Origin of the sequence: Photobacterium kishitanii (genome assembly GCF_003026355.1) — a bacterium.
GTDB lineage: Bacteria > Pseudomonadota > Gammaproteobacteria > Enterobacterales > Vibrionaceae > Photobacterium > Photobacterium kishitanii.
In genome coordinates this window covers 1-24,487 of sequence record NZ_PYON01000020.1, presented here as the reverse complement: position 1 = coordinate 24,487, position 24,487 = coordinate 1, and the positions used below count along the sequence as shown (strand labels likewise).

At 36.9% G+C, this 24,487-nt stretch carries 19 protein-coding genes; 13 read left to right on the top strand and 6 right to left on the bottom strand.

The window, feature by feature from the left end; translation table 11 throughout:
* Positions 1–2 precede the first annotated feature (2 nt).
* Complete coding sequence (msrQ, locus tag C0W29_RS17870; protein ID WP_045044735.1) at positions 3–674, bottom strand: protein-methionine-sulfoxide reductase heme-binding subunit MsrQ; 672 nt, start codon at positions 672–674, stop codon at positions 3–5.
* On the bottom strand, positions 674–1,687 hold the full coding sequence (gene msrP, locus C0W29_RS17865) for a protein-methionine-sulfoxide reductase catalytic subunit MsrP (protein ID WP_045044734.1): 1,014 nt from the start codon (positions 1,685–1,687) through the stop codon (positions 674–676). Before msrP ends, msrQ begins: the two co-directional genes overlap by 1 nt.
* A gap of 200 nt (positions 1,688–1,887) precedes the next feature.
* Between msrP and C0W29_RS17860 the strand changes: the two genes are divergently transcribed.
* From C0W29_RS17860 to C0W29_RS17850, 3 genes are all read left to right on the top strand, one after another.
* On the top strand, positions 1,888–2,373 hold the full coding sequence (locus tag C0W29_RS17860) for a hypothetical protein (RefSeq protein ID WP_045041273.1): 486 nt from the start codon (positions 1,888–1,890) through the stop codon (positions 2,371–2,373).
* A gap of 90 nt (positions 2,374–2,463) precedes the next feature.
* A complete protein-coding gene (locus C0W29_RS17855; RefSeq protein ID WP_045044733.1) occupies positions 2,464–3,597 on the top strand; it encodes an acyl-CoA desaturase in 1,134 nt (377 codons plus the stop codon).
* A gap of 291 nt (positions 3,598–3,888) precedes the next feature.
* A complete protein-coding gene (locus C0W29_RS17850) occupies positions 3,889–4,794 on the top strand; it encodes a L,D-transpeptidase family protein (protein ID WP_045041271.1) in 906 nt (301 codons plus the stop codon).
* Positions 4,795–5,046: 252 nt separating this feature from the next.
* Here C0W29_RS17850 and C0W29_RS17845 read toward each other — a convergent pair whose 3' ends face one another.
* The 3 genes from C0W29_RS17845 to C0W29_RS17835 form a co-directional block, all read right to left on the bottom strand.
* Complete coding sequence (locus C0W29_RS17845) at positions 5,047–5,310, bottom strand: Lpp/OprI family alanine-zipper lipoprotein (RefSeq protein WP_036790326.1); 264 nt, start codon at positions 5,308–5,310, stop codon at positions 5,047–5,049.
* Positions 5,311–5,768: 458 nt separating this feature from the next.
* Entirely contained in the window at positions 5,769–6,362 is a 594-nt protein-coding gene (locus tag C0W29_RS17840; RefSeq protein WP_107174057.1) for an SCO family protein, read from the bottom strand.
* A gap of 176 nt (positions 6,363–6,538) precedes the next feature.
* Complete coding sequence (locus C0W29_RS17835; protein ID WP_107174056.1) at positions 6,539–7,459, bottom strand: polyprenyl-phosphate transporter; 921 nt, start codon at positions 7,457–7,459, stop codon at positions 6,539–6,541.
* 1,088 nt (positions 7,460–8,547) lie between these two features.
* Between C0W29_RS17835 and C0W29_RS17830 the strand changes: the two genes are divergently transcribed.
* Positions 8,548–8,970, top strand: a complete 423-nt coding sequence (locus tag C0W29_RS17830; protein ID WP_045044732.1) for a hypothetical protein — start codon at positions 8,548–8,550, stop codon at positions 8,968–8,970.
* 76 nt (positions 8,971–9,046) lie between these two features.
* Here C0W29_RS17830 and nagA read toward each other — a convergent pair whose 3' ends face one another.
* Positions 9,047–10,180, bottom strand: coding sequence for an N-acetylglucosamine-6-phosphate deacetylase (gene nagA / locus C0W29_RS17825; RefSeq protein ID WP_045044731.1), 1,134 nt, complete (start codon positions 10,178–10,180; stop codon positions 9,047–9,049).
* Positions 10,181–11,167: 987 nt separating this feature from the next.
* On the opposite strand from nagA, the gene C0W29_RS17820 reads away from it, so the two are divergent.
* The 9 genes from C0W29_RS17820 to C0W29_RS17780 all read left to right on the top strand — a co-directional run bounded on the left by C0W29_RS17820 (position 11,168) and on the right by C0W29_RS17780 (position 24,096).
* Positions 11,168–15,280, top strand: coding sequence for an esterase/lipase family protein (locus tag C0W29_RS17820; RefSeq protein ID WP_045066972.1), 4,113 nt, complete (start codon positions 11,168–11,170; stop codon positions 15,278–15,280).
* Between the two features lie 378 nt (positions 15,281–15,658).
* Complete coding sequence (locus C0W29_RS17815; protein WP_235869046.1) at positions 15,659–16,624, top strand: tyrosine-type recombinase/integrase; 966 nt, start codon at positions 15,659–15,661, stop codon at positions 16,622–16,624.
* Between the two features lie 7 nt (positions 16,625–16,631).
* Positions 16,632–18,287 carry a hypothetical protein gene (locus C0W29_RS17810; RefSeq protein ID WP_045041266.1) on the top strand — a complete coding sequence of 552 codons (1,656 nt, stop codon included), beginning with the start codon at positions 16,632–16,634 and terminating at the stop codon, positions 18,285–18,287.
* Complete coding sequence (locus C0W29_RS17805) at positions 18,284–20,083, top strand: site-specific integrase (protein ID WP_045041265.1); 1,800 nt, start codon at positions 18,284–18,286, stop codon at positions 20,081–20,083. Before C0W29_RS17810 ends, C0W29_RS17805 begins: the two co-directional genes overlap by 4 nt.
* Positions 20,076–20,483: a hypothetical protein gene (locus C0W29_RS17800; RefSeq protein WP_045041264.1), complete on the top strand. Its 408-nt coding sequence runs from the start codon at positions 20,076–20,078 to the stop codon at positions 20,481–20,483. The genes C0W29_RS17805 and C0W29_RS17800 overlap by 8 nt, the downstream gene beginning before the upstream one ends.
* Positions 20,484–20,617: 134 nt before the next feature.
* A complete protein-coding gene (locus tag C0W29_RS17795; protein WP_045041263.1) occupies positions 20,618–21,379 on the top strand; it encodes a hypothetical protein in 762 nt (253 codons plus the stop codon).
* 247 nt (positions 21,380–21,626) lie between these two features.
* Complete coding sequence (locus tag C0W29_RS17790) at positions 21,627–22,313, top strand: VC0807 family protein (protein ID WP_045044730.1); 687 nt, start codon at positions 21,627–21,629, stop codon at positions 22,311–22,313.
* Positions 22,314–22,469: 156 nt separating this feature from the next.
* A complete protein-coding gene (locus tag C0W29_RS17785; RefSeq protein ID WP_045041261.1) occupies positions 22,470–22,949 on the top strand; it encodes a hypothetical protein in 480 nt (159 codons plus the stop codon).
* Positions 22,950–23,169: 220 nt separating this feature from the next.
* Positions 23,170–24,096, top strand: a complete 927-nt coding sequence (locus C0W29_RS17780; protein ID WP_235869045.1) for a cation diffusion facilitator family transporter — start codon at positions 23,170–23,172, stop codon at positions 24,094–24,096.
* The last annotated feature ends 391 nt before the right edge of the window (positions 24,097–24,487 follow it).

Sequence of the window (24,487 nt, the reverse complement as noted above, 5' to 3'; positions counted from 1 at the left end):
CTTTAGTTATTAGATATCTTTGAGGCAGGTTTAGTTGAGTATTGATTGTTAGTTTTAGTAAACCATTTGCTTAACTTTTGTTTACGGCAATAAAGTAAGCAAGTACAGATTAACAGATAAATTGAGGGCTCGATAATGTCTGATTTTACAGACCAGTAATAATGAATTGGACTCAGTATAAGCGCCAGATAAACCCAATTGTGCAATTTTTGCCACGACTTACCTAAGCGACGTTGTACTGCTTGGGGGGAGGTTAGTGCCAGTAGTAATAAAATAATTCCACTAACAGCACCAATGGCAAGGTAAGGACGTTTAATAATTTCACTACCTAATAAAGCCCAATCAAAATTAAGATCTAGAGCAAGGTAGGCACTAAGATGCAAAGCAACCCAAAAGAAACTATATACTCCTAATAATCGTCTTAAACGTATTAGTCCGCCTTGTTTATATTTTTTGGCTAATGGTGATAATAAGAGAGTAAGGATTAGAGTATTTAGTGCAGCTTTGCCCGTAAAATGTTCAATACCTTTGACTGGATCTGCGCCAAAACCACCGTTGAGAGTGTTATAAACCAATAGCGTAACAAACAATAACGAAATAGCATGAATAACTACTTTCATTATTAAAATACGTGTGGGTGTAAGGCGGTATTGTTGAACATGTCGAGTGAGCATTAATAGTTCCTTTTTAAATCCATACCTTTATATAGCGACGCTACTTCTTCAGCATAACCATTAAACATTAAGGTTGGTTGGCGGCGACTACTAAATACATTACCTTCACCGATAAACCGTTCACTTGCTTGACTCCAACGAGGATGATCTACCTGGGGGTTAACATTGGCATAAAAGCCATATTCACTGGCTGCTAACCGATTCCAAGTTGTTGGTGGTTGTTGATCGGTAAGGTGGATCCGTACAATAGATTTAATACTCTTAAATCCATATTTCCATGGCACAACGAGGCGTAGTGGTGCGCCATTTTGCGGTGCTAATGTTTTGCCATATAATCCAACCGAGATCATCGTCAGTGGATGCATTGCTTCATCAATGCGAAGTCCTTCTACATAGGGGTAATCAATACCACCACCAAGGCGGGATGATGCTTGCCCTGGCATTTGTTTTGGATCGTACAATGTTTCAAAGGCAATATACTTAGCCCGTTGTTGAGGATCAGCCTTTTTTATGATGTCGCGTAAACTAAAGCCTATCCAAGGAATATTCATTGACCAAGCTTCAACACAACGTAAACGATAGATACGCTCTTCTAAATTAAATTGATTGAATAAATCATCATAATCAAGTGTGAAAGGCTTATTGACTAGGCCGTCGATGGTGACGTTCCAAGGATCCGTTATAAACTTTTCTGCACGTACAGCAGGAGAAGACTTATCTGCACCAAATTCGTAGAAATTATTGTAATGAAGCACTTTATCTTCAGGTGTAAGCGATAATGCCGAGTTTGATAATGGTGACGTCGCCCCGATAAGTTGCCGACGATGATCAACTGCTTGCTCTTCTGGCGATGAAATAAAATCAAACAATCCAGCCTGGGCATTGGTTGATAGCGGTAGTCCTACAGCAGCAATGCCTAGTTTTTTTAAAATATCTCGACGCTGACGATAAACGGTCTCAGGAGTTGCTTGGCTTTCTGATAGTGCCCAACGGGGGCGTATTTTTATTTGCATAAGGTACCTATTGTTGTATTTAAACGAATAACTATTGTCATTTGAGTAGACCGTAATCTGATTATAAAAATTTCAGAGTCAGATGATATTTATTGTGACTAATGAAATAAGCCAATAAAAACAATTAAATAAAAAAGGAGTTTATATGGTTATAATAGTATTTAGATTATAAATTTAATGTGAAATCAGGATTAAGAGCGATGAGTGCTATTAATAAATTCAATGCCAATATTGAATTACAGCATATTTACCTAGAAGTATATTCTGAACGTTATTGTCACTTACGGACGTTTTTAGAGTCTTATTATTGTTATCAACATGGACTAGTGACTAAACAAGGTAAACCTGATTGGATACAAATATTTGATGCTGGTAAGCGAACTGTCGCAGCAAGCCAAATTAAGGAACGAAAATTGCTTGTTAGAGAGATGGTAATGCCATTATCGGTGATTACAGGGCATTTTAAAGCATTAGTGCGTGATGATGAGGCAACGATTGAGAGCATTCAAGCTATTATTGATAATTGTCTTGAGTATATCATCATGACACGCGAGGAATACAACGTGGTAGCACAAGCTGGATTAAAAGAGACTATGCCTGCGAGCTATTATCAACCATCACATAAAGATTATCGTTGCATTACTGCTCGTTTTGATGCGGCAGGAATCACATTATTGATGCTGTAATAGCGTTTAATATTGTTGGTTAGTTGAATCACCCTAAGTACCCAGTGTAGTGTGGCTTACATGTGTACGCTGAAAATAAGGTGAAAAAGGATGATACCTCAACAGCAAAAACCACCACTAATTTGGTTGAATGTGATTCTATTTACACTAACGTTTGCTATCGCAACCATTGGTGTTCCACTCTATTGCTACTTTTATAAACTTGATCTTACGCTTGTCATTATGACTATCGTGGCATTCTGCTATTGTGGTATGTCAATTACTGCGGGTTATCATCGCTTATGGGCGCATCAAAGTTATCAAGCAAATTGCTTTTTGCGATTGATATTTGCACTTGGTGGGGCATTTGCGTTGCAAAATAGTATTCTACATTGGTGTTCAGATCACCGAGTGCATCATCGCCATGTTGATAATAACCTCAAAGATCCATATTCAGCTAAAATGGGGTTCTTTTATAGCCATATTGGTTGGATGTTACGGCAATATCAAGCTAGTCGTTATCATGACTATTCAAATTGTATAGATTTACAGCAAGACCCTATTGTGGTTTGGCAACATAAATATTATTTATTCTTAGTAGCAATAATGAATATTGGAATACCTGTAGCAATAGGGTTGTTATTAGGCAATATGTGGGGAGCTATATTGTTTATTGGGGTCTTGCGGTTAGTATTAAGTCATCATACTACATTTCTTATTAATTCATTGGCGCATAAATGGGGTTCTCAACCCTATACAGATCGTAATACAGCTCGAGATAACGGTGTTATTGCATGGTTAACATTCGGTGAGGGGTACCATAATTATCATCATATCTTTGAAAACGATTACCGAAATGGTATTCGCTGGTGGCAATTCGATCCTACTAAATGGTTAATTAAAGGTTGTTCATTACTAGGATGGACGACAAATTTGAAAGTAACGTCTGCTGACAGAATTGAAAAAACCCGCGCAAAAATGGAATTTATACGGTTGCAATATAAATTGAAAACACTGCCAAATAATAGTGTCCGTTTATTGCAACTACAATATGAGTATGAAGCGTTAATCAGCAAAATTTCCGATTATTACCAAGTAAAAAAGCGCTTAATAGACTTGCGGCAGAAGAAGTTAGTCAATAATTATGAGAGCTTTGAGTTTATGCAACAGTATGAGTCTATTCGGCAGAAATTAAAACAACAACGACGTGATTGGAAATATTTAGTACAACAATACACTGTTTAATATTCAAAAATCGTTATTGAGCTGTTAGGTCTTACCAAGATTTAACAGCTCTTTTTTATGAAGGGTTATAGTTATATAGCGTCATCATGCTATTAGTTAGCACGTCGCAACTAATATTAATGTAGATTTACTGTTACCGATAAGCTAGTAGATTAAAATGATATCAAGTAGTATGGCAGTAGAGCTTAAAAACACATGTAATAATTAGATATAGTTATTGTATGCATAATTAATTACAGCGTTTTACATCCATGATTGAATGTTTGTAAGATCTTAACCGGAGATATTGTCGTGTACCGCGCATTACTTTTGTCACTCACATGTTTAGCCTCATCCGCAGCGCATGCAATAGAATATAAGCTACCTACTGATGGTAGTAATATCGTTGGTACAACAGAATATTATGAAGTAAAGCAAGGTGATAGCCTTGCTGATATAGCTAATAAGTATAACGTGGGTTTTCTTGGGATGATGGATGCTAACAAAGGTGTTGATCCATTTTTACCACAACCAGGAAAATTATTACAAATACCTACTCAAGTTGTACTACCAGATGTAGCACATAAAGGTATTGTGGTTAATCTTGCAGAATTACGTCTTTACTATTTTCCTAAAGATGATGCATCTACTGTTTATGTTTTTCCTATTGGTATTGGTCGAGTTGGTCGTGAAACACCGAATATGATTACATCGATTAATGAAAAAGTGAAAAATCCAACCTGGACACCACCTGCATCTATTCGTAAAGAGCACGCCGCAAAAGGGGATATTTTACCTGCAGTTGTACCTGCGGGACCAGATAATCCGTTGGGTGATTATAAAATGCGATTAGCTTATGGTCATGGCGAATATCTTATTCATGGAACTAATAAAGATTTCGGTATTGGCATGCGAGTGAGTGGTGGGTGTATTCGTATGAATCCTTGGGATGTTGAGTGGTTATTTCCACAAGTTCCTCTAGGTACTCAAGTACAAATTATTAATCAACCTGTAAAAATATCTCGTGATCCTGATGGTGAGTTGATCGTGGAAATTCATTCGCCATTATCTAAAGATGAATCTCAAATTGGCGTTAAGAAAAGTGTTGAAGCACCTAAAGTCTTATTGGATGACATTGAAGGTGATAAAAAGGCGACACAACGATTGTACTCAGAGTTAGATAAACAATCAGGTCTTCCTGTTATCCTAAAATCTTAAATAATAGATAGATTGCCATAAAACGAGATATAATTATCTCGTTTTTTTTGTGCATTGAAAATCACAATAAGACGTCTAATCATTATTATATTGTATAGGTTGGACGGTATTGTGCCGCTATATTTATTTTTTATTGAATATAATATGGTAGAGGTTTAATTAAGGTCACTTAATAATGAACAAGATTCGTTAGTATAAATAAAAAGAGACGGCATGAGCCATCTCTTTAGGTATTTTACGACTAAGTATTGATTACTTAGTGTATGAACCAGCAATGTTATCAATACGCTTATTAGCACGCATTGCTTCTTGGTATGCTGCGTCAGATGCTGCACGAGAATCATTTACTGCGCCTACGATTTGGTCTTGTTGACCTTGTAGTGCACTAACTTGCTCAGATAGTGTGTCAACTTTGTTAGTTAGTTGCTGCATTTGACTTACTTCATCAGAGCTAGAACAACCTACAAGTGAAGCACTTAGTAAAACACCAGCTAAGATAGATACAGTACGTTTCATTTTTATATAATCTCCATATTGATTTAGCCACTACAACTGTTAAGTAAAGTTTGAGTTGGCAAATTCATTATGGCATAACTTGTTATAATTGCTCATTAATTTTTTTTGGTTGAGAAAAAAAAATCCGATTAAGTTCGCTTTTTTGAATAAAAAAAGTACATATTTAACCGTTTTTTTGCATTTATATTTAATTTAGAACAAGCATAAACCCGCTTAATATAAGGAGTTACAAGTAATTTCTCGTTTTTAGTAATGGGTAAAGTCAGGGTAATGTAAAATTTTGCCAACACTCAAATAAATAACATAATCGATTAAAAAATGAGCAAAAAATAAGTAATGAAAAACATTGCGAACTTATATTAGGTTATGAAAAAAAAGCGTGTTTAATTATAAAACACTGCATATGTGAGTCTTGTTTGATATGTTTGTTCACTTGTTAGTTATCTATATATCATTAATTAGTTATTTATCTCTGCTGTTATTATCGGAATAGTAGCGATTAATTGAGAAGGACTAGCCATGTGCGGAAGTTTTTTAATTAGCTCACCACTCGGTTTTAAAAAATAAAAATAAGAATTGTGATCTATAACGTATTTTATTTCAGAATTATCTAATGTGTTTTTAATATAGAGTACGCTATATGTATCAGCCAATGCTTTAATTTGTTGTTCTGTTCCTGTAGCACCTGTAATAGTGGCATCAAAATAGGCAGCATATTGAGCCGTTATATTGGCAGTGTCACGAGTAGGATCAAGAGATATAAAAATAGGCCATAATTTGTCACGTTGTTGTTGGGGAATAGCTTTTAAAGCCGCTGACAATACCGCTAGCGATGTCGGACATACATCTGGGCATTGTGTATAACCAAAATAGACCAAACGTATACGCGGGTCTTCTTGGTCAAATAAGTCTATGACTTGTGTACCAGACTCTAAAAAGTTCATTGGGTAGTAAGGCTCACGTGCAATATCTGGATCGTTACTATCCATCATGTAGCGAGTAAATAGGCCTGCGACTAAAGCAAGAGCAAGGATAATCCATTGGTATTTCATTCATTCGTCCTTAAATGTTCCCAGATAATCTAGTTGGGATAAATGAATTATGAATACAGATGTCTATAAAAGGTAGGCAATGAATGATTTTTTGTGATGTAACAACATAGATTGTAAGAAAAGCATAAAAAAAGCAGCCACATGGGCTGCTTCTATGTATTGTCTGGTATTCGTAATTAGTCGTCGTTATGTTCAGCGTATTTTTCAAGACCCCATACAACAGCTAGTCCTAAAATCATGGCAAAGATAGCATAGCCTAACAACGCAGGATGCCCTGTAACATGCTCATAGCTAAATGGTGAAAGGTTATGCTCAATTAGTGGTACTTGCTCACCATGTGAGTTTGTACGCCATGAGATAACTTCTTTCCACGGCCAAATTTTACCTAGGGTACCAATCATTAGACCGGTTAGTAGTGTAAGTGCAATATCACGATAGCTGCGTAGAATCCACGAAAGTACATGTGAGAATGTTAATAGCCCAATGACACAACCGACAGCAAATAACCCTAATGTAACTACATCTACTGATTTTGCTGCTGCTAAGATAGGGGCGTACATACCAAGAAGAAGTAAAATAAAACTTCCGGATATGCCAGGTAGAATCATTGCACAAATCGCAATAGCGCCGGCAATAAGAATATTTAGTGGTGTTGGATCCATCGCCACTGGGTGCAGAACGGTAATACCATAAGCAAAGGCGATACCAAAAATAATGGCAATAAAGCGGCTAATACTCCATTTATCTACTTGTTTAAGCATGTGAATAACTGAAATGATAATTAAGCCAAAGAAAAATGACCAAAGTGGAATTGGATGAGTATGAAGCATCCAGGTAATTAATTTAGCAAACGTAAAGATACTCGTTAAAATACCGCCAAAGAGACAGATTAAAAATGTGCCGTTAACGTGCTCAAATGCTGCTTTAATGCCACCTTTGCGTATTACCCCGATTAAACTAGGGTTTATACGACGAATACTTTCAAGCAGCGTATCGTAAATGCCGGTGATGAATGCGATCGTACCGCCTGACACGCCAGGAACAACATCAGCTGCGCCCATTGCCATGCCTTTTAAAAAGGTTGATATTTTACTCATTGGATTCCGTACTGTGATAGCTGAATAATTAAGGTTGAGCATTATACAGCGAACTACTAAAAACCACTATTAAATCATAAGTATAGTATTTTCTTATGTGTAACAAAATAACTATGCGAATGGTGGATGGTATTGAATTAATTATGATGCCACAACATGCAGATAATAGTGTGGTTTTTATGTCAACTTAGCGTGATAGTTTATGCGTAATTAACGTTGTTTGTAACATTGCCATTAATACCAATTATTGCGCCATCATGGGCTAATGAAGATAGAGTATTAACCATTTGAATTATAGATAAATGGTGAGTTTATTGTTTTTTTAGTGATGATGATTGAATTACAGTGCAGTTGTTGATGGTAATAGACCAATAGTGATGAGTCATGGCGCGTAATATGAATTAATAGAGTAATTAATCTATTGGATGAATATCTATACGATTTTCAATATTCAGCGGTAGGTTGTTCAGCTAATATTTAGCATTGATAGCTATACTATTGTTCTAGAAACAAAGGGTTAATTCCTCAAGCTTATTATAAAAGCAGATGGTATTTATTGACTGCAATAAGTTACAGTGTAGCTGAATCAGTGGTGTAATATGCCAAAACATATCTTTGAATTATTATTGACCGTTGGTGCAATAGTGCTTGCTGTCAGTATATTTATGCTCATCGTTATCCATTAGTTTTTTTAAGCCGTTATAAGTACACAATACTTATAGCGGTTTTTTTGTTGTATTTTAAAAATAAAAAAAGCCACCACATTATTCGATATTAAATAGGGATTTATTGATGTAGTGTGGGATGGTTAGTTGTATAAAACGCTGGTTATTGTTGTTTTTTGAGAATTAAAACCTATAAATGGCTATTTTTACGATCGCGGATATAGTTGCTATTAAGTATATTATCATTGGATTCCTTGGCTATACTTATTTAGTAACAATGACTTAAGGTTTTTTTATATGATTGATTATTTTAATTTCATAAGTGAAATCTTTTACTCCATATATACAAAATGGTATTTAGATGAGAAAATACCTTCAGGGACTACATTGAGCTGTTCTAACATATTATAAGTGAGGGAAAATATGATCTTTGGGTTGATTATGTTGTTATCCGTAGTGGCAGGTATACTATCAGGTGAGCATTTTCATTCATTTGTAGCGGGCTTTGGTATTGCAGCTATAGCGATAGGAACTGCGTATTGGTTGGCTTTTCGTGCAACGCGTTACCCACAATTAGCCTTATTGATGTTACTTGTTGCGATGACGGCTAAATTAGCGGTTACTGTTACTGGAGTGATGTGGGTGGTTCAAACAAACATGATGAGTTCACCGTTTGTGTTTTCATTGTCTTATTTGTTTTTCTCTATCGTTGTTAGTTACTGCTACTTTAAGTTGAGAGAATATCAAATGTCTGTTGCAACTAAACGAAATACAGTTGTTTTTTCTACATCGACACAGCAAGAATCAGCATTGATGACATCTACGGCTACAGCCACGAAGATTTAATTAAAACGAATATTATTAAAAAAGGCTGCTGTTTAAAGAACAGCAGCCTTTTTGCTTTTTGAGATATTAACTTAAATTAGAATGCTTTTTTACCCATTTGGTAAACATGCTTAACTTGGTTATCGTCAGATAGCAAGGTGATATTAGCTTTGTAGCCTGCTTTTAATAAGCCGTATTCATTATCAACATTGATTGCTTTTGCAGGGTATAGCGTTGCCATACGTAGTGCTTCTTCACGAGTAAGACCAACGTGGTCAATAAGGTTATTTAGACCTTGAATCATAGTAACAGCTGAACCTGCGATAGTGCCGTCTTTATAATGACATTTGCCATCAGTTACGTAAGCGTGTAAACCAGCCATATCAAATTCAGTCATGTCTGTACCCGCTGGAGCAACCGCGTCTGTTACCATAAATAGTTGCTCGCCTAAAATATCGTGTGCGATACGTACAGATGGGTAAGAGGCATGAATACCATCAACAATGATGCCGGCATGCGGTTTTTTATCAAAGATGTAACCAACAACGCCTGGCTCACGAGAACCTAGTGGTGTCATGGCATTGTAAAGGTGAGTAGCCATAGTTAGGCCTTCTTTTTCTGCAACTTGGTCGTAGCTTGCATTAGTATGGCCTAGAGATACGGTAATACCTGCATTACGAATAATATCAATCACTTCTTGTGATGTATTTTCTGGTGCTACTGTTAATACACAGATTTTATCTGCATTATCCGCTAAATATTGGGCTGTTTTCTTATCTAGCTCACGAATGAACTCTTCACGGTGTGCGCCTTTCTTTTCTGTACTAATGAAAGGACCTTCAAGGTGTAAACCTAATACGCCTTGCTGGGCTGGATCTTCAATAGCATCTACCATGTTAAGCACTTCAACCATAGACTCCGCATCGCTGGTAATGAAGGTAGGTAAAAATTGCGTAGTACCACTTTTTAGATTTGCTTGGTTCATAATATCAAGCGTTTCTTTACTGATGGCAGTGTTTAACAATACGCCACCACAGCCATTTAGTTGTACATCAATAAAACCAGGAGATGCTAATAAACCTTTAGCATCAAATGTTTCTGCGGGTAACTCATTTGCTGCGACAGCTGACATTGGAACAATATGTGAAATAAGATCGTTTTCAATAAAGATGGCTTGGTTTTCTTGAATTGTTTTACCATCAAATACGTTGGTGTTAATAATTGCAAACATCTGATTACTCACTTTAATTTTAATAGTCTGATGATTAATCAGCAGACAAAGTAGTGACTTTACTCTATGTTGAGTGGGCCTCATCAAAATGAGAGCGACACTATGTCAGTGATATAGAGTACCGAATAATTGGTTTGAAATAGGATTTAACACTGCACGCCAAATCTTATTTCACTATAAAAAATAAGATACCCGTTTCAATCATCTTTCGTCAATCTTTTATCCACCTAAATCCCAAAAATCATATGATCATTGCTTTTTTTTATACATATATCATACAAAAGTAAATTTTACTCTGGTCAATGATATTTTTTAGTTATCTGTTTTGTTTTATATACTCTCAGGGTAAATGGCTTATTGTTTTTTTGCTCTATGGTTTTGATTAATACCGACAGTGATTATTTTGATATGCAAATTTGTTTTTTTGTATCAAAGACTTTTGCACTAGTTCAGACAATTAGGCAAAATAGTCTTTTGTTAAAATACGTTATGGCTTAGGCATTGATTTTATTTGTCTATTTGTTATGTCTAGAGTAAGACTGTATTAGGAGTTAAAATGTTATGTATCCCTCGAAGTGTAACGTTAGTTATAATGGTTAATATCTAAGATTGTGCGGATGAACTGAAAGAAAGCATTGTTATTGTAGGAGACGTATTTTTTTGCTGATAGAGATCGAATAAGGCAATGTTAGCAAACTCATTTCTGCCCCAAAATGAGTTGAGTATTCATTTCACTTACAGTCAGTTCACAGTTTTTCACCCTACAAAAACTAATGTGGTAGGTGAGAGTTTAACTATCCTTCTTACTATTAAACAATTCAAGTTAGTGATCTAATATCTTAGCTGATGACTAGCCACGATTGTACGCACTAATACTAATGTTTAGCCTTATTTTTATTATATGCAACCTATTGAAATAAAAGCTATTAGATAATTAATATTTGGGATAAAATTTGAACGATAATATTTATACCAATAGAGGTTTGCATGGCTGACTTGCGATTGATGTCTGGCGATTCTTTAGCTAGAAAACATGTTGTGTTTATTCATGGATTAGGTGGTGATGTTGAAACAACATGGCAATCGAATAATTCAGAAAAAGTCTTTTGGCCTAAGTGGTTACATGAAGATATAGAAGATACATGTATCTGGTCGGTTGGTTACGAGGCTCCTAAGTTAACTGTGCGAGATTCGGGAATGGGTCTCCTAGATAGAGCACAAAACGTACTAGAGACACTCTTAACCGAACAGCAACTAAGTAAGGGCGAGCTAATACTAGTAGGTCATAGCCTAGGCGGACTAATTATTAAACAAATACTTAGATTAGCAAGCGATCAAGGTGGGCGTAGGGGGGCGATTGAACTTGTAAATAGAGTTACTGGTGTGGCATTTTTAGGTTCACCTCACACTGGTGCAGATCTAGCACAAACAGGTAACTCTCTTTTGGTAAGAATATTCCTCAAGCTGTTCTTGCATCAACCTTCAGCGGCAACTGCTTCATTAGAGCGAAATGATGCCACACTTCGGGAATTGAATACTTGGTATCGAGGGTGGTGTAACGATAAAGGAATTAGGCATCTAGTTTTGGTTGAAACTAAGCCATATCTGATGTTTGGAAGGATAGTTAAGCTTGATAGCTCTGATCCAGGTTTAAAGGAACGGGCTATTCCAGTAGATACTCATCATATTAATATAAGTAAGCCATCCTCAAAACAAGACGATATATATAAACATATTTTGAAGTTTGTGGCAGAAGATACTTTATCCAAACAAGCCTGCTGGTTACGAGCTAATTTTGGAAGGGAGTATAGTGGCTGGGAGGAATACGACAATTGGGCTAAATGCCCAAAGGGAATTGAGGAAGAATACATATTAGATAAAGCTGTACGCCTTCATAGTTCTTCCTCTACAGACTCTGAAGGTTTAGCTACAGTTGATGCATTGAATTTGCTCCGAGGGCGTTTACTTAAAGCTGGCGCGTCTATACGGTTAGTCGGGTTGTCAGGTGTAGGTAAAACACGTTTCGTTCAAGCACTGTTTGATGAGCGAATCGGAGAAAGTCCTCTTGATAAAGAGACCGTTTTCTATTCAGATATCAGCTTATCCCCTTCACCTATTCCACGAGTCATAGTAGAGCGGCTTGTTAAAGATAATACCAAGTCCATTGTTATAGTGGATAACTGTGCCCCCGATTTACATCGAGAACTAACTAATTTATGTAAAAGTAACAATAGTAAAGCTAGTATCCTAACTATTGAGTACGACGTTAGGGAAGATCAGCCAGAGCAAACTGAAGTCTATACTTTAGAGCCAAGTTCTAGTGAACTTATTGAGGTGATGGTTTCGTCAAGATTTCCATATTTAAGTAAGCAAACTGCTGGGATAATTGCTAAGTTCTCAGGAGGTAACGCAAGAGTAGCTAATGCACTTGCTTCTACCGTTGAAAAAGATGAAAACATATCCAGACTAAAAGATGAGGAGTTGTTTAAACGGCTATTTTACCAACGTCATGATTCTGACACTGGCTTAGAAAAAGCCGCTGAGGCCCTATCATTAGCTTATTCGTTTCAGTTGGAAGCGGAAGATGATTTTAGTGAAGAGCTAAAGTTGCTTGGTGAAATAGTGATGCTTCCTCCTAATGAAATGTATAAGTTTGCCAAAGAGTTAAAGCGACGAAACTTAGCGCAGGAACGTAGTATTTGGATGGCTATATTACCTCACCCTATTGCAAATAGATTAGCCCGCTTAGCATTACAGAATATCCCACATTCAAATGTTTTAAAGTTTATCAATAGCGATACGCAACCTAGATTGCTTAAATCATTTTCACGTCGTATTGGGTATCTAAATGATAGTGAGGAAGCGGTTAAACTATCATCAATATGGTTAAAACCTGATGGGGTGTTAGATTTACTCTTCAATAAAGGTGAAGATGATTTATCGATCTCATTACTGGTCAATATTGCTCCAATTATTCCAAATGAAATACTCACTTATCTAGAGCGAAGAGCAGAGCTAAATGCTACTTTCTTAACTCGGAACAATCCACAGTATATATCAATTACAAGGCTTCTACGTTCTCTTGCGTATGAGGATGAGTTTTTCAGTCAATGTTTTGCTCTTCTTTGTGGTTTTGCATTATCTGAAAAAAGTGGCGAAAACAATAACTCAGTTAGAAGCTTACTTTGTAGTTTATTTCAGCTTTATCTCTCTGGTACGCATGCGACGTTGGAACGACGAGTGACTTGTATTAATAGTCTCGTGAATAGTGCTAATGAAAGCGAAAGAGAATTAGGGTATGAGTTGCTTGATAGTACTTTAAAAACCTCACACTTTTCATCAAGTTATGAGTTTGATTTTGGAGCCAAATCAAGAGATTTTGGTTACGAACCTCAAAATCGAAGTGAAGTGCTTTCTTGGTATCATGAATACTTAATGCTGCTTCATAATCTTGCTTCGTCAGGTCATGTTATTGATGAGCGTGTAAAAGAAATTTTTGCAAATCACATCAAAAGGCTATGGCGAACTCCTGAACTGCATGACGCTCTCGAGTCCATCTCAAAAAGTTTCTGTAGCAGTGGAGGTTGGCCACGAGGTTGGTTGGCTTTAGGGGAAATATTGCGGTTTGACGCTAAATCAATGACGAAAGAACACAAAGAGCGACTTGAATTGTTGAGGGCTAATATTGCAGCTACAGATCTAGACTGTCAAATGGATCTATATGTGTTTTCTAAAAACCACAGTTTCTACGGTCTTGATGAAATAGATGAAGAAGGTGAAACTGTAAAGTGGGGGTATGAAAAAGCTCAAGAGCTAGCAGAAGAACTAGGTACACATGTTGCCCAAGAACATTATGACTACCTTATGAATCAGTTAGCTAAGCTCCTGACAATAAGGACTAATAATCATCATCTCTTTAGGTTTGGTTATGGGGTCGCGAGTGGAATAAATGATATTGAAAAGGTTTGGGCTGATATAATGACCTGCCTAGAAACGCTAGAAATAAAAAACGTAAATTCAAGCTTTATTAGTGGTTTTGTTAAATATATTTATAACAGTGCCCCAGACACAGCACATATTCTTTTAGAAAGTTTGCTAAATAATGATAAGGTAAATTATATATTCCCATTGGTGCAGTTAGATTGCCCTTTAGAAGCTGATGCAGTGAGTAGGCTCATAACATCATTAACAAATAACACATCTCCAAGTTGGATGTATCAGAACATGGCAGGTGGTAGGCGGCATGAATTAATATCAGACTCTGACTTAATTAGTATATTGGATCTGCTTTGGCTACAAGAAAATGGGGAAATAGCAGTTATTGATATACTAAACATGCGGTTTCATGGCTTGGAACAGCAAACCGCTTACATCCTTAGTGGCGATTTGATTAATAAATGCAGAAAGTTTTTACTTAAACATGATTACAGCCATGATAATCGGGATCACGGTGGTCGAAATTATTCTCTGACACAGATAGCTAAAATATGTTTTAGGGGAGATAAAGCTGGCGAGGATGCCAACATATTGTTCCAAAAACTATTTGAAGAAATTTCCAACAATAGATGTTATGCCTTTGACTACAGTGAATTTCTGACAACTGTAATTGAGTTGCAACCGACTCAAGCTTTAGATGTCTTTTTAAAAGATAACAATGTATTAGAGCAAGTTAAAACTAGTCATTTATCTGAAGAAATGAGTCCGTTCTCGAAGATACCGATTGATAAGGCTATAGAATGGTGCCAAGAATCACCAATACATAGATTTAAAGCTCTAGCATCGTCGATCACTCCATATGAGAAGAATGGTGAGCATTTTAAACTAACCAACTTAGCAAAATTGCTAGTTAGTAAAAGTTCTGAACCATGGTTAGTGATTGAAGCTTACGAAAGGGCTGCTATCCCAATGTCTTGGGGGGGGTCACGTGCATCAATAATTGAACAAAGAGCTGAAATGTTTGAGGAACTTCTTTTTCATGAAAATACTGATGTTGTAGAAAGCACCCAAAAGATACTTATCAAGCTAGAAAAAAGGGTGAAACGAGAAAAGGTCGACGAAGAGTTAGAGTCAAGGCAATCAGAAGAACGATTTGAATGGTGACTTTAGAGTGATAGTCGCCAGCTCTTACTCATTAGAGAGTTAGCCATATATTTCCTAATCCAAACCTCAAAAGCTAAAGTAAAGACTCTAACTCATTTCTGTCCAGAAACGTGTTACATGCCCATGTACGCATAAAAATCGTTTGTTTTGTAGCAAAGCATGAATTGCACGATTATACTGTATTTACATACAGTATAATATTGAGCGCTTATGCTTTGCATCAAATCCACATCTGACTTTGAGATAGACTGCGTTAAATTCGCTAACTTTCCTTTACTAACTTGGGAAGCTGACAATCCAGAATTAGGAATTGAATCTGGGATGCTTTGTGTAGAGGCAATGCAGTTTTTGATATATGAGTGTTTAAAACGAGGTCGAGTGAATAGTGAGAATACTTGGTGGACGTATGGTAATCATTTAAGCCAATTCCTGACTTTCTGTGAACAGAATAATTTAGATTGGCGAGATATTTCCGAAAACAGTGAAGATGAAATGTTAGTTAGTGCCTATCGTGATCTTTGTGTTGGTGAATTTGGTATGTCCGTTAATTCAACCAATCAAAATTTAAGAACGATAGTACGTTTTTACTCTTATGGTGTTGGTAAGTGGTGTGACTCATTACCTTACTCTCTAGAGTCCGTTTCAGTGAGCAAAAGCCAACAGTTTCTCGCTCATACCGAGAGAAATGGCGGCAAGAAATACAGCTCTGATTTGATGATGAAGACTTTTGAGAAAAAAGCACAGTTTTTATCGGCTATTGAAGTTCAAGAGCTGTTATCTGCGATAGAGAACCCAACACTAAAACTGATGGTTCGCTTATGTCTACAGACAGGAATTAGACGCAAAGAGTTGCTGCTTTTCCCTTTGCACTTAATACGAAAACCTACTGGAAATCGAACTTACTACGAAGTTAATATCTCACGAACCAAAGGTGAAAAAGAGCGCAAGATACACATTCCATCAAGACTGATGGAAGACTTGTGGCGTTATGCCAATGAGGCTCGATTTCAGAAACAACAAGAATCAGGAGTGGTGTCAGATTGCCTGTTTTTAACGTCTGATGGTCAAGAGTGGACTTCTCAAGGCTCAGCCTTTGGCAAGGCACTCAAGTTGCTTGATTTACCCTTTCATGTATCCCCTCACATGCTAAGACACACTTATGCAACGCACATGCTCAAAGGGTTGTTGGAGCGCAAAAGCAGTAAGTTTGAACCGTTGATGTACCTACAGGCTCGACTTGGGCATTCGAGTATCACAACAACGATGAAATATTTGCACTTGGTTAATGATTTAGTCGATGACTTGTCGATTGAATATCAACAACAAATTGATGCGATTGTGTAGGTGAAGCATGGCGAGACAACGAAAAAATCTGACGATTAACAAAGACAAGCTCAAGAAAACATCGGTGGTTGAACCAACAATTGATGCAGCTCAAAATCAAGAGTCTGTTCGACCAATCAACCCTGTTGTGAACTATCCCAATCTCGGTTCAAAAGGTGGTAAAGGCTATAATGTCGATTTTACCCCTCACTATGGCAAGGGTTATGACGACATCACCAATCGAGTGTTCTACACCGCTAAAGCCTTGCTGAAAAATACCGATGCTTTTACAGAGCAAACTCAACTAAATTATCTATCTAGCGGCTTTACCAATTTTGCTGAATACCTTGCGCTATTTCGCTGTGCGACTGGTGAGGACTTAACGCAGGCGGATATTACTCCAGAGTTAATCGAGCAGTATTTGCTGCACCTTAAAGGCAGCGAATTAGGGTATCGTTCTCAAAAAACTACTTATACATTTATCAAGTCACTGCTGGTATGCATGAAAGAAAAGGGCTACTGGTCGGCTGTTGGTGACATCAATCTAAACAGTGATTTCTTCCCAAAGAACCCATTTCCAAAATCAAACAAGCGTGGTTTCGGAGGGCAAAAGCCACTTACTGAACATGAAAAAAGACAGGTGGTGGTTGCGCTAAAGCAAGCGATTAAGCCTATTTATAATAAGACTGAACCACTGTCAGGTTATGAATTAACGGTGTGCTTATTGGCTGTAGCGATTCAAACGGGTATCAACACCTCACCGCTTCTCAATATGACAACGGAGGCATTGAGTGACCATCCACTCAAAGACAACCGCAAGTTGTTAACTGTATTCAAAAAACGAGGCAATGCAACGCAGTTACATAACTTGCGTAAATCAGAAGAACTTGAGGTAGTGCAAGGGATTAAGCTCGATGTGGCTTATCTGATTGAGGCTATTATTGAGCGCAATGCCCAAATAAGAGAGACTACCGATAGCGATTTAGTGTTTACCTATGAGATTACAAGGGGGGGCAGAGGTACAAAGCGAGGCTGTGCTACTTCCTTATCTAAAGAGCTACTTCTAGTAAATATCAACAGATTCGTCAAACAGTACGACCTAAAAGATGAAGATGGACGGACGATGAAGCTCAATGTAAGTCGCTTTCGCAAGACGTTCATTAATGGCATCTACGAGCTAAGTGGAGAGAGCTTACTGGTTGCCGCACAGCAAGCCAAGCACAGTGGAACTGGAACGCTTGATCACTATTTACAAGCCCCTGAGCAATCAAAGCGCAACTTAGGCTTAATGGGCGAGATACGAGTCAAAGAGTTGACCAGTGACGAAACTAGAAGCCCTGTGGGGCGTTGTAAAGACCCAAAAAATGGTGATAAAGCACCGAAAGATGGCATGTTTTGCAATGACCTTCTAGGGTGTTTCCGTTGTAAGAGCTTCGTTATTACAGGTGATGATTTATATAAGCTCTTTAGCTTTTATTGGGCGATTATTCGCAACCGTGATGAATTTGGACGTAAAGATTGGAAACGCCATTTAAAGAATGTTCTCAGAATTGTGGATGAAGAAGTTGTCCCTGAGTTTGCAAAACTTGGTCAATTGCAGCGTGTAGCGGCTGAAAAAGAACGTGCAAGAACCAACCCACATCCGTACTGGCAAAATCTAGATATGTTAAAGGTGACACAATGAGTTCAATTGAGTTAATACTCACGCAAGCTGAGTTCGCTACTCAGCAATGCCCAAAGCCAAGCGATAGCACACTAGAGCGAGCCATTGATGGTAGTCTGACGGGTATCGTGACCTACATTAAACTCGCCAATGGTGAGTATCAAACCTATTCTCGATTTGAGGAAGATGAATGGGTGTTTCCAGCCAGTCAAGGCACTAAAGCCGTTGTAGCGAGTCACTTGAAACTTAACTTTGCCACTATTTCAGATACTCAAATGAAGCGCATGGCAAAATGGGTAGTGTGGAGCAAGATGAAAGAGGATTTGGCGATTGCCTCTCTGCGAGGTATTTTAAAAAATTTGAAAACTTATTTTCAGTGGGTTTTGAGTTCAGATACCACAGTGACACATGGACTCACCGCTTTTACGTCCAATGCCTATGTTAAATATGTAAATACCCTTACCTCAAAGCGAAAGGGTGAAATTAAACCACTGGCGGCAGGCACTAAAGCGAATAAATTTATTGCCCTAGATAACTTGTATCGTTATTGCAAAGCGTTTGATTTTGTAAAAGAACACCCTTGGTCTGAATCAAGCGCCACCGAACAAGCGGGAAATGTTGGTGAGGCTTATAAAGAAACAATCAGTAAGCCCAAAACGCCTATTATTCCAGATGGGGTGTTAATTCCACTGTGCCAGTTTACTAAGTCATACCTAGACAGAACTGATGAAATTCTGGCATCAACAGGAAGCAAAGAATCATTACTACTGCGAGATAGCTGTATCTTTTGGTTATTGCTTACTACAGGTATGCGCATCCATGAAGTGCTAGGTATTAAGCGTGGGGCGTATCGCTCTGAAACGCGAGATGACATCATCTATTACTATATCGAAACGGTATCTGAAAAAACGCATACAGGGTTGGCAGAGTGGATTGCCCCAGAGATTGCTACTCAAGCGATTGATATCCTTGGTCAACTGAGTGTGCCACTTCAAGCGCAACTTGAGCGTAATTTAGTGAAAGCAAAAGCAAGCAATGACTATGTAGAGGTGCATCGCCTTGAACAGATTTCAGACCACATTTGTCTAGCGAAATCCGCGCAGACTAAGATTAGCATCCTGTCTGGACAGTCCATTACAGATCTTAGGTTGCCAAATTTATGCAAGCAAGTTGCTAGTGATTGGAATCTATCATCGCATCAGTTTAGACGCACCTTTGCTAATTATGCAGTGCATTCAGAGTTAGGTGATTTGAGAGCATTAAAAGACCACTTCAAGCACTGGTCTATCACCATGACCGCCTTATATGCCTTTAACGATGATCTGGACTCTGAGTTATTTAAAGAATTGCTCCAAGAGAAATATCTGGTTGAAGAAGAAATTAAGCAAGATTGGTTTGAGCTAGATACACCCATTACAGGGGGAGCTATGGCTCAAAAAATCATGCAAGTCCGTGAAGATGGTGAACTGATTAAAGTCTTTGGCTCTCTCAGTGATATGGCTAAAGCCTACTCTAGCTCAATTCCCATCCGTTCAACAGGCATTGGATGGTGTACCAATGATGACGAGTGTAAATGCGGTAAACCTGATAGTTGTGAAAGTGGCATTGTGGACAAGCGGCATCAGCCTTATTGGGAGGGAATGTTGGTTCAACAAATGAAGCTGATGCAGTTGGATGACATTGGGGAGATTGGCAGAGAGTCCATTAGAAAAGGTATGGGGCGCTGTGAAAAGGTGCTAACAGCTTTGGGGGTTGATGTTGAAGCCATGAAGCAAGAGATTAATCAGAGAGAGCATATTGAGGTGATAAATGTCTAACCAAAAAGAAAAAACGACACACAAAGCAGTTCGACTTGCCATTATTCGTATTGAAAAAGCTCGCCCTAATATTGTCTCTGACAAACGTAAAATGAGTGTAGCAGCCGTTGCCGAAGAAGCTGGTGTAAGCCGAGCGTTGATTCATCGTGATTGTCCTGACCTGTTAGAGCGCATTAAGGGTGGTGTTAATAAAGGTGTTCGACAACAGCGTGATGCCAAGCACACTGAACTCAATGAATATAAAGAGCGCAACCGAGAGCTTAGAAGCGAGGTTGCTGAGTTAAAAGCAATGTTAGCCAAGGTTCAATCGCAAAATGCCACGTTAATACGGAAAAATATGGCATTAAGTTGTGGAAGTGCAAAAAACAGCAATATTACTCAGATAGTTTATAGTAAATAGCTGTATTAAAAGGTAATAATATTAAACTTATGGCGATTTATTGATAGTTAAACATCAATAAATCGTAACAACAAACAAAACAATGTAAAACAGCTAGTTAGCTGTAGTTACATGTAACATGGTATTTATAATTTATGCAGTGGAATGATTGGTCGATATTGCTGTCGGAAGTACTAGAACAATTTGCGATAGGTGCGTTCATCATTATTGGTGGTGTAATGTTATCGGGTAAATTATGTTTTGGGCAGCATGACCGTGTGATAAAGCAATTACCTTTGATCAGTTGGTTATTAATTGCTTCGCTATTAATTCGTGAAGCCACGTTGATGATGCAATCGAGCATTAATGTCACAAATTCTAGTGCTGTTGTGTTTGTATTGGTATTTGTCGCATTAACGTTAATTTATAGTTTGTGTGAAAATCGTTTACTTGGTAAAGAGAGAGCTCGAAAAGCAATCGTTGTTGTAATGTTGCTATGGAGCATTGCTTATATCATTGATATTTTAAGCTTTAGTGCTAACAGCGGTAATATTGGTGCCGTGATGACGATTATTTTTAGTGTCGGCTTTGGCGGTAGTCTATTAGCACATACGATGTTAGTGAAAGCACAACATAAGGTGGAGCCTCTAAATTTAGCCTTACCGGTCTTGGGGACATTTATTGGGTTAATCGTACTTATCGTTGCAAGTTTAGATGTAGCGATGCTTATCGAACAAACCCATCATGGTATTTTATTACCTTTTATCTTGCGTGTTGTAAGTGTTGGCTGTTTGTTAGTGGCGACAGGATTATGGTTAATGTCATTACTCACTAAAACAAAACCCGTGTTAGCGATGTTAGCATGTGCATGTACTTTGGCTATTATCGCAAGCTTAACGGTCAATGGTAGTTTTTAATCATTACCTGTAATCGCATATCGTTACATTGATTATAATTTTTAATGGTTTGTAACGATATTGTTCTTTACAGTCATATGGATAAACGAAACAATCAAAATAGAAAAATAGCAGATCTTTAAGCTTTAACTAGAATAACTATTGTACTAGCAATAAGTTAGGGAGTAGTTGTTCAGTATTACGAGATATTGTTATTGCGATAAGTTCAAAGTGACATAATTATGAATAAAGGAAATTATTAGGAATTATGGCCGAAAAGAAAACCAATCCGTTGAATGAAATTATTTTTAACGTCGTAGTTCCATCAATCATTTTAATGAAAATGAGTGGTGATGACCGTCTAGGATCGGTAGGGGCACTATTAGTTGCTTTAGCTTTTCCTGTGGCATTCGGTGGTTATGAGTTATTAAAAAAGAAAAAATTTAACTTTATAGCAATACTCGGTATTGTGAGCGTATTACTTACTGGTGGAATTGGTGTATTAGAGCTTGATACTCAATGGCTAGCTGTTAAGGAAGCTTTGATTCCAGGTATCATTGGTGTTGTTGTACTTGGGTCCACTTTTACTAAATATCCTATTGTTACAAAAATGATTTTTAACGATAGTATTTTGAATTTGGGCCTTATAAAGCAAAAATTAATGGAGTTTAACCAACAGCAAGCATTTGATCGTTGCTTAGTTCAATCAAATTATTTATTTGCGAGTACTTTTGTTTTCTCATCGATCATGAATTACATTCTAGCGACTGTTATTGTAACAAGTCCTGCTGGGACTGAAGCATTTAATGAAGAACTCGGAAGAATGACGTTATTAAGTTATCCTGTCATTGCTATTCCATCAATGCTCATGATGATGGGGATCTTCTATTTTGTTTGGCGTCAAATTCGTAAAATGACTAAACTTGAAACTGTTCAAATATTTAAAACGCAATAAATAATAATGTCTTAAATAAAGTATAGCCAGTGATGTTATTTAACATCGCTGGTTTTTATATTTAGAAATCTTAATTATAAGATATCTTACATTATTAAAGCGCTCCTATAATGAGTACGTCATAATGATGTTAATACTTATTATTTGGAGGGTAATATGAGGCCATTCTCGTTACTCTGCACATTGTTCCTCACAATAGCATGCTCATCTGCTGATGTTGCGGAACTAAATAAAAGTGCCAATATTCGTTATGATAATCATTGTGATAAATACTTAGCGACACAATCTAACGATTATTTTAATAATTTTATCTCAATGCAATTACAACAAGTTAATGCATTAAAAGGTAAAATAACTGATGATAATATGGATCAATTACATAATGCGTTATATCAATTTGAAGCACATTGGTTAACGTTAAAAGAAGATCGTTATAATGCTTGTCAGCGTTATGCTAATTGTACGGAATTGGAACGACAATATAATCGTAACATTGAACGACAACCTCGAAATAGAATAACTACCTCATCGCAAGAAATGTGTCAGAAAAGCAGTTTTGAATATGCTATAAGTCGTATAAAAATGGTGACATTTTATACTGATGTTGAGCGTTTAGAATTGATTCGACAAGAATAACCAAATGAAACGCACTTCTTTTATTAATTAACATTATGATTGTTAATGATTTAATAATTTCTTTTTTCTTATCTTTAGAATTATTTATCAACGGTAAGACTTAATTTGTATTAAATACTATATTTAATAGAATGATATTTATATCGTCGTTATCTATGATAAATATTTTTACGGCGTAATCAATAACCAATCACCTTAAATATAGTAAGGATATTATTTTATGGAGGATATTATGGTTACTCACCGTAAAGTTAGTAAAGAACGTGCAGCGCTTAAATTATCCCTAGTGGGGACGGTTTTTGTTGCAACATTAGGTATTAGCTATGGGTTTTACGTTGGGTCTAATGCGATTTTACTTGATGGTCTGTTTTCATTATTAAGCATGGGGATGACAGGGCTTAATTTATATACGGCTTATTTAGTGACTAAACCGGATGATGCACAATTTCAATTTGGTTATGCTCATTTTGAGCCATTGATAAGTGTAGTTAATGGTGTAATTATTCTAGTTACATGTATGTTTGCTTTTATAACTGGAATTCAAACTATCTTAAATGGTGGTCATGATATCATTCTTAAAGATGCACTTATATATGCGGTGTTATCAACAATCAGTTGTTTTAGTATTTATGTAATTGAAAGTCATATTGCATCTAGTGTTGACTCTGAATTAGTTCGTATTGACTCTCAAGAATGGTTAATTGATGGTATTTTGAGTGCCGCTATTTTAGTGGGCTTTGTTTCTGTCGTTATTTGTAATGGGTTAGGGTACAGTAAATGGAATGCCTATATCGATCCTATCTTGGTGACAGCTTTAGCTTTATTTGCGTCTATCTTACCGATTAAAGTTCTATGTCGTAATATGAAAGAAGTACTGTTAGTTGCTCCTCAAAATGGCGCACAACGGCATGTTGACCAAGTTATTGCGGCACTATCGAAAGAATATGGTTTTGATGATTATACCCATCATTTTGCAAAGATAGGGCGACAATACGATCTAGAGATAAATATTTTAGTGAAAGATGATCATAAGTGGCCAACAAAACGACAAGATTATATTCGGCAAAAGATATGGGATCAGCTTTCCGATGAGTTAGGTGAAACATGGCTTTCTGTGAGTTTTACCGCTCAAGAACGATGGTTGTAGTGTGACGTTTGTGCAAATTTTTAAGATTGTGTAAATTTTAATTGTTAATTATCACAATTTTATAACTTAGTTGAGGTATTATGAGTTCAATCATGTAAGTTGTTGGTGGGTTTGTATTGTAATCAAATCCCAGCCACTTATTAGGTGGACATATTCAGTTAAATTTGTTTTAAGATATAAAGGTCAATTATGGAAATTTTACTCATTCTAGCGTTTATTGTTGGTGCATTTTATATTATCTTGAAAGAAAAAAAGAAATGCTCAAAATCAGTCGATTATTCAAAAGATAGTTTATAACATATATTTATATAAGTAAGTATTATAGTTGTTATTAGTGAATAATATGATAAAAGTGCCGAATGGTACTTTTATGAATCGGTATACATAATAG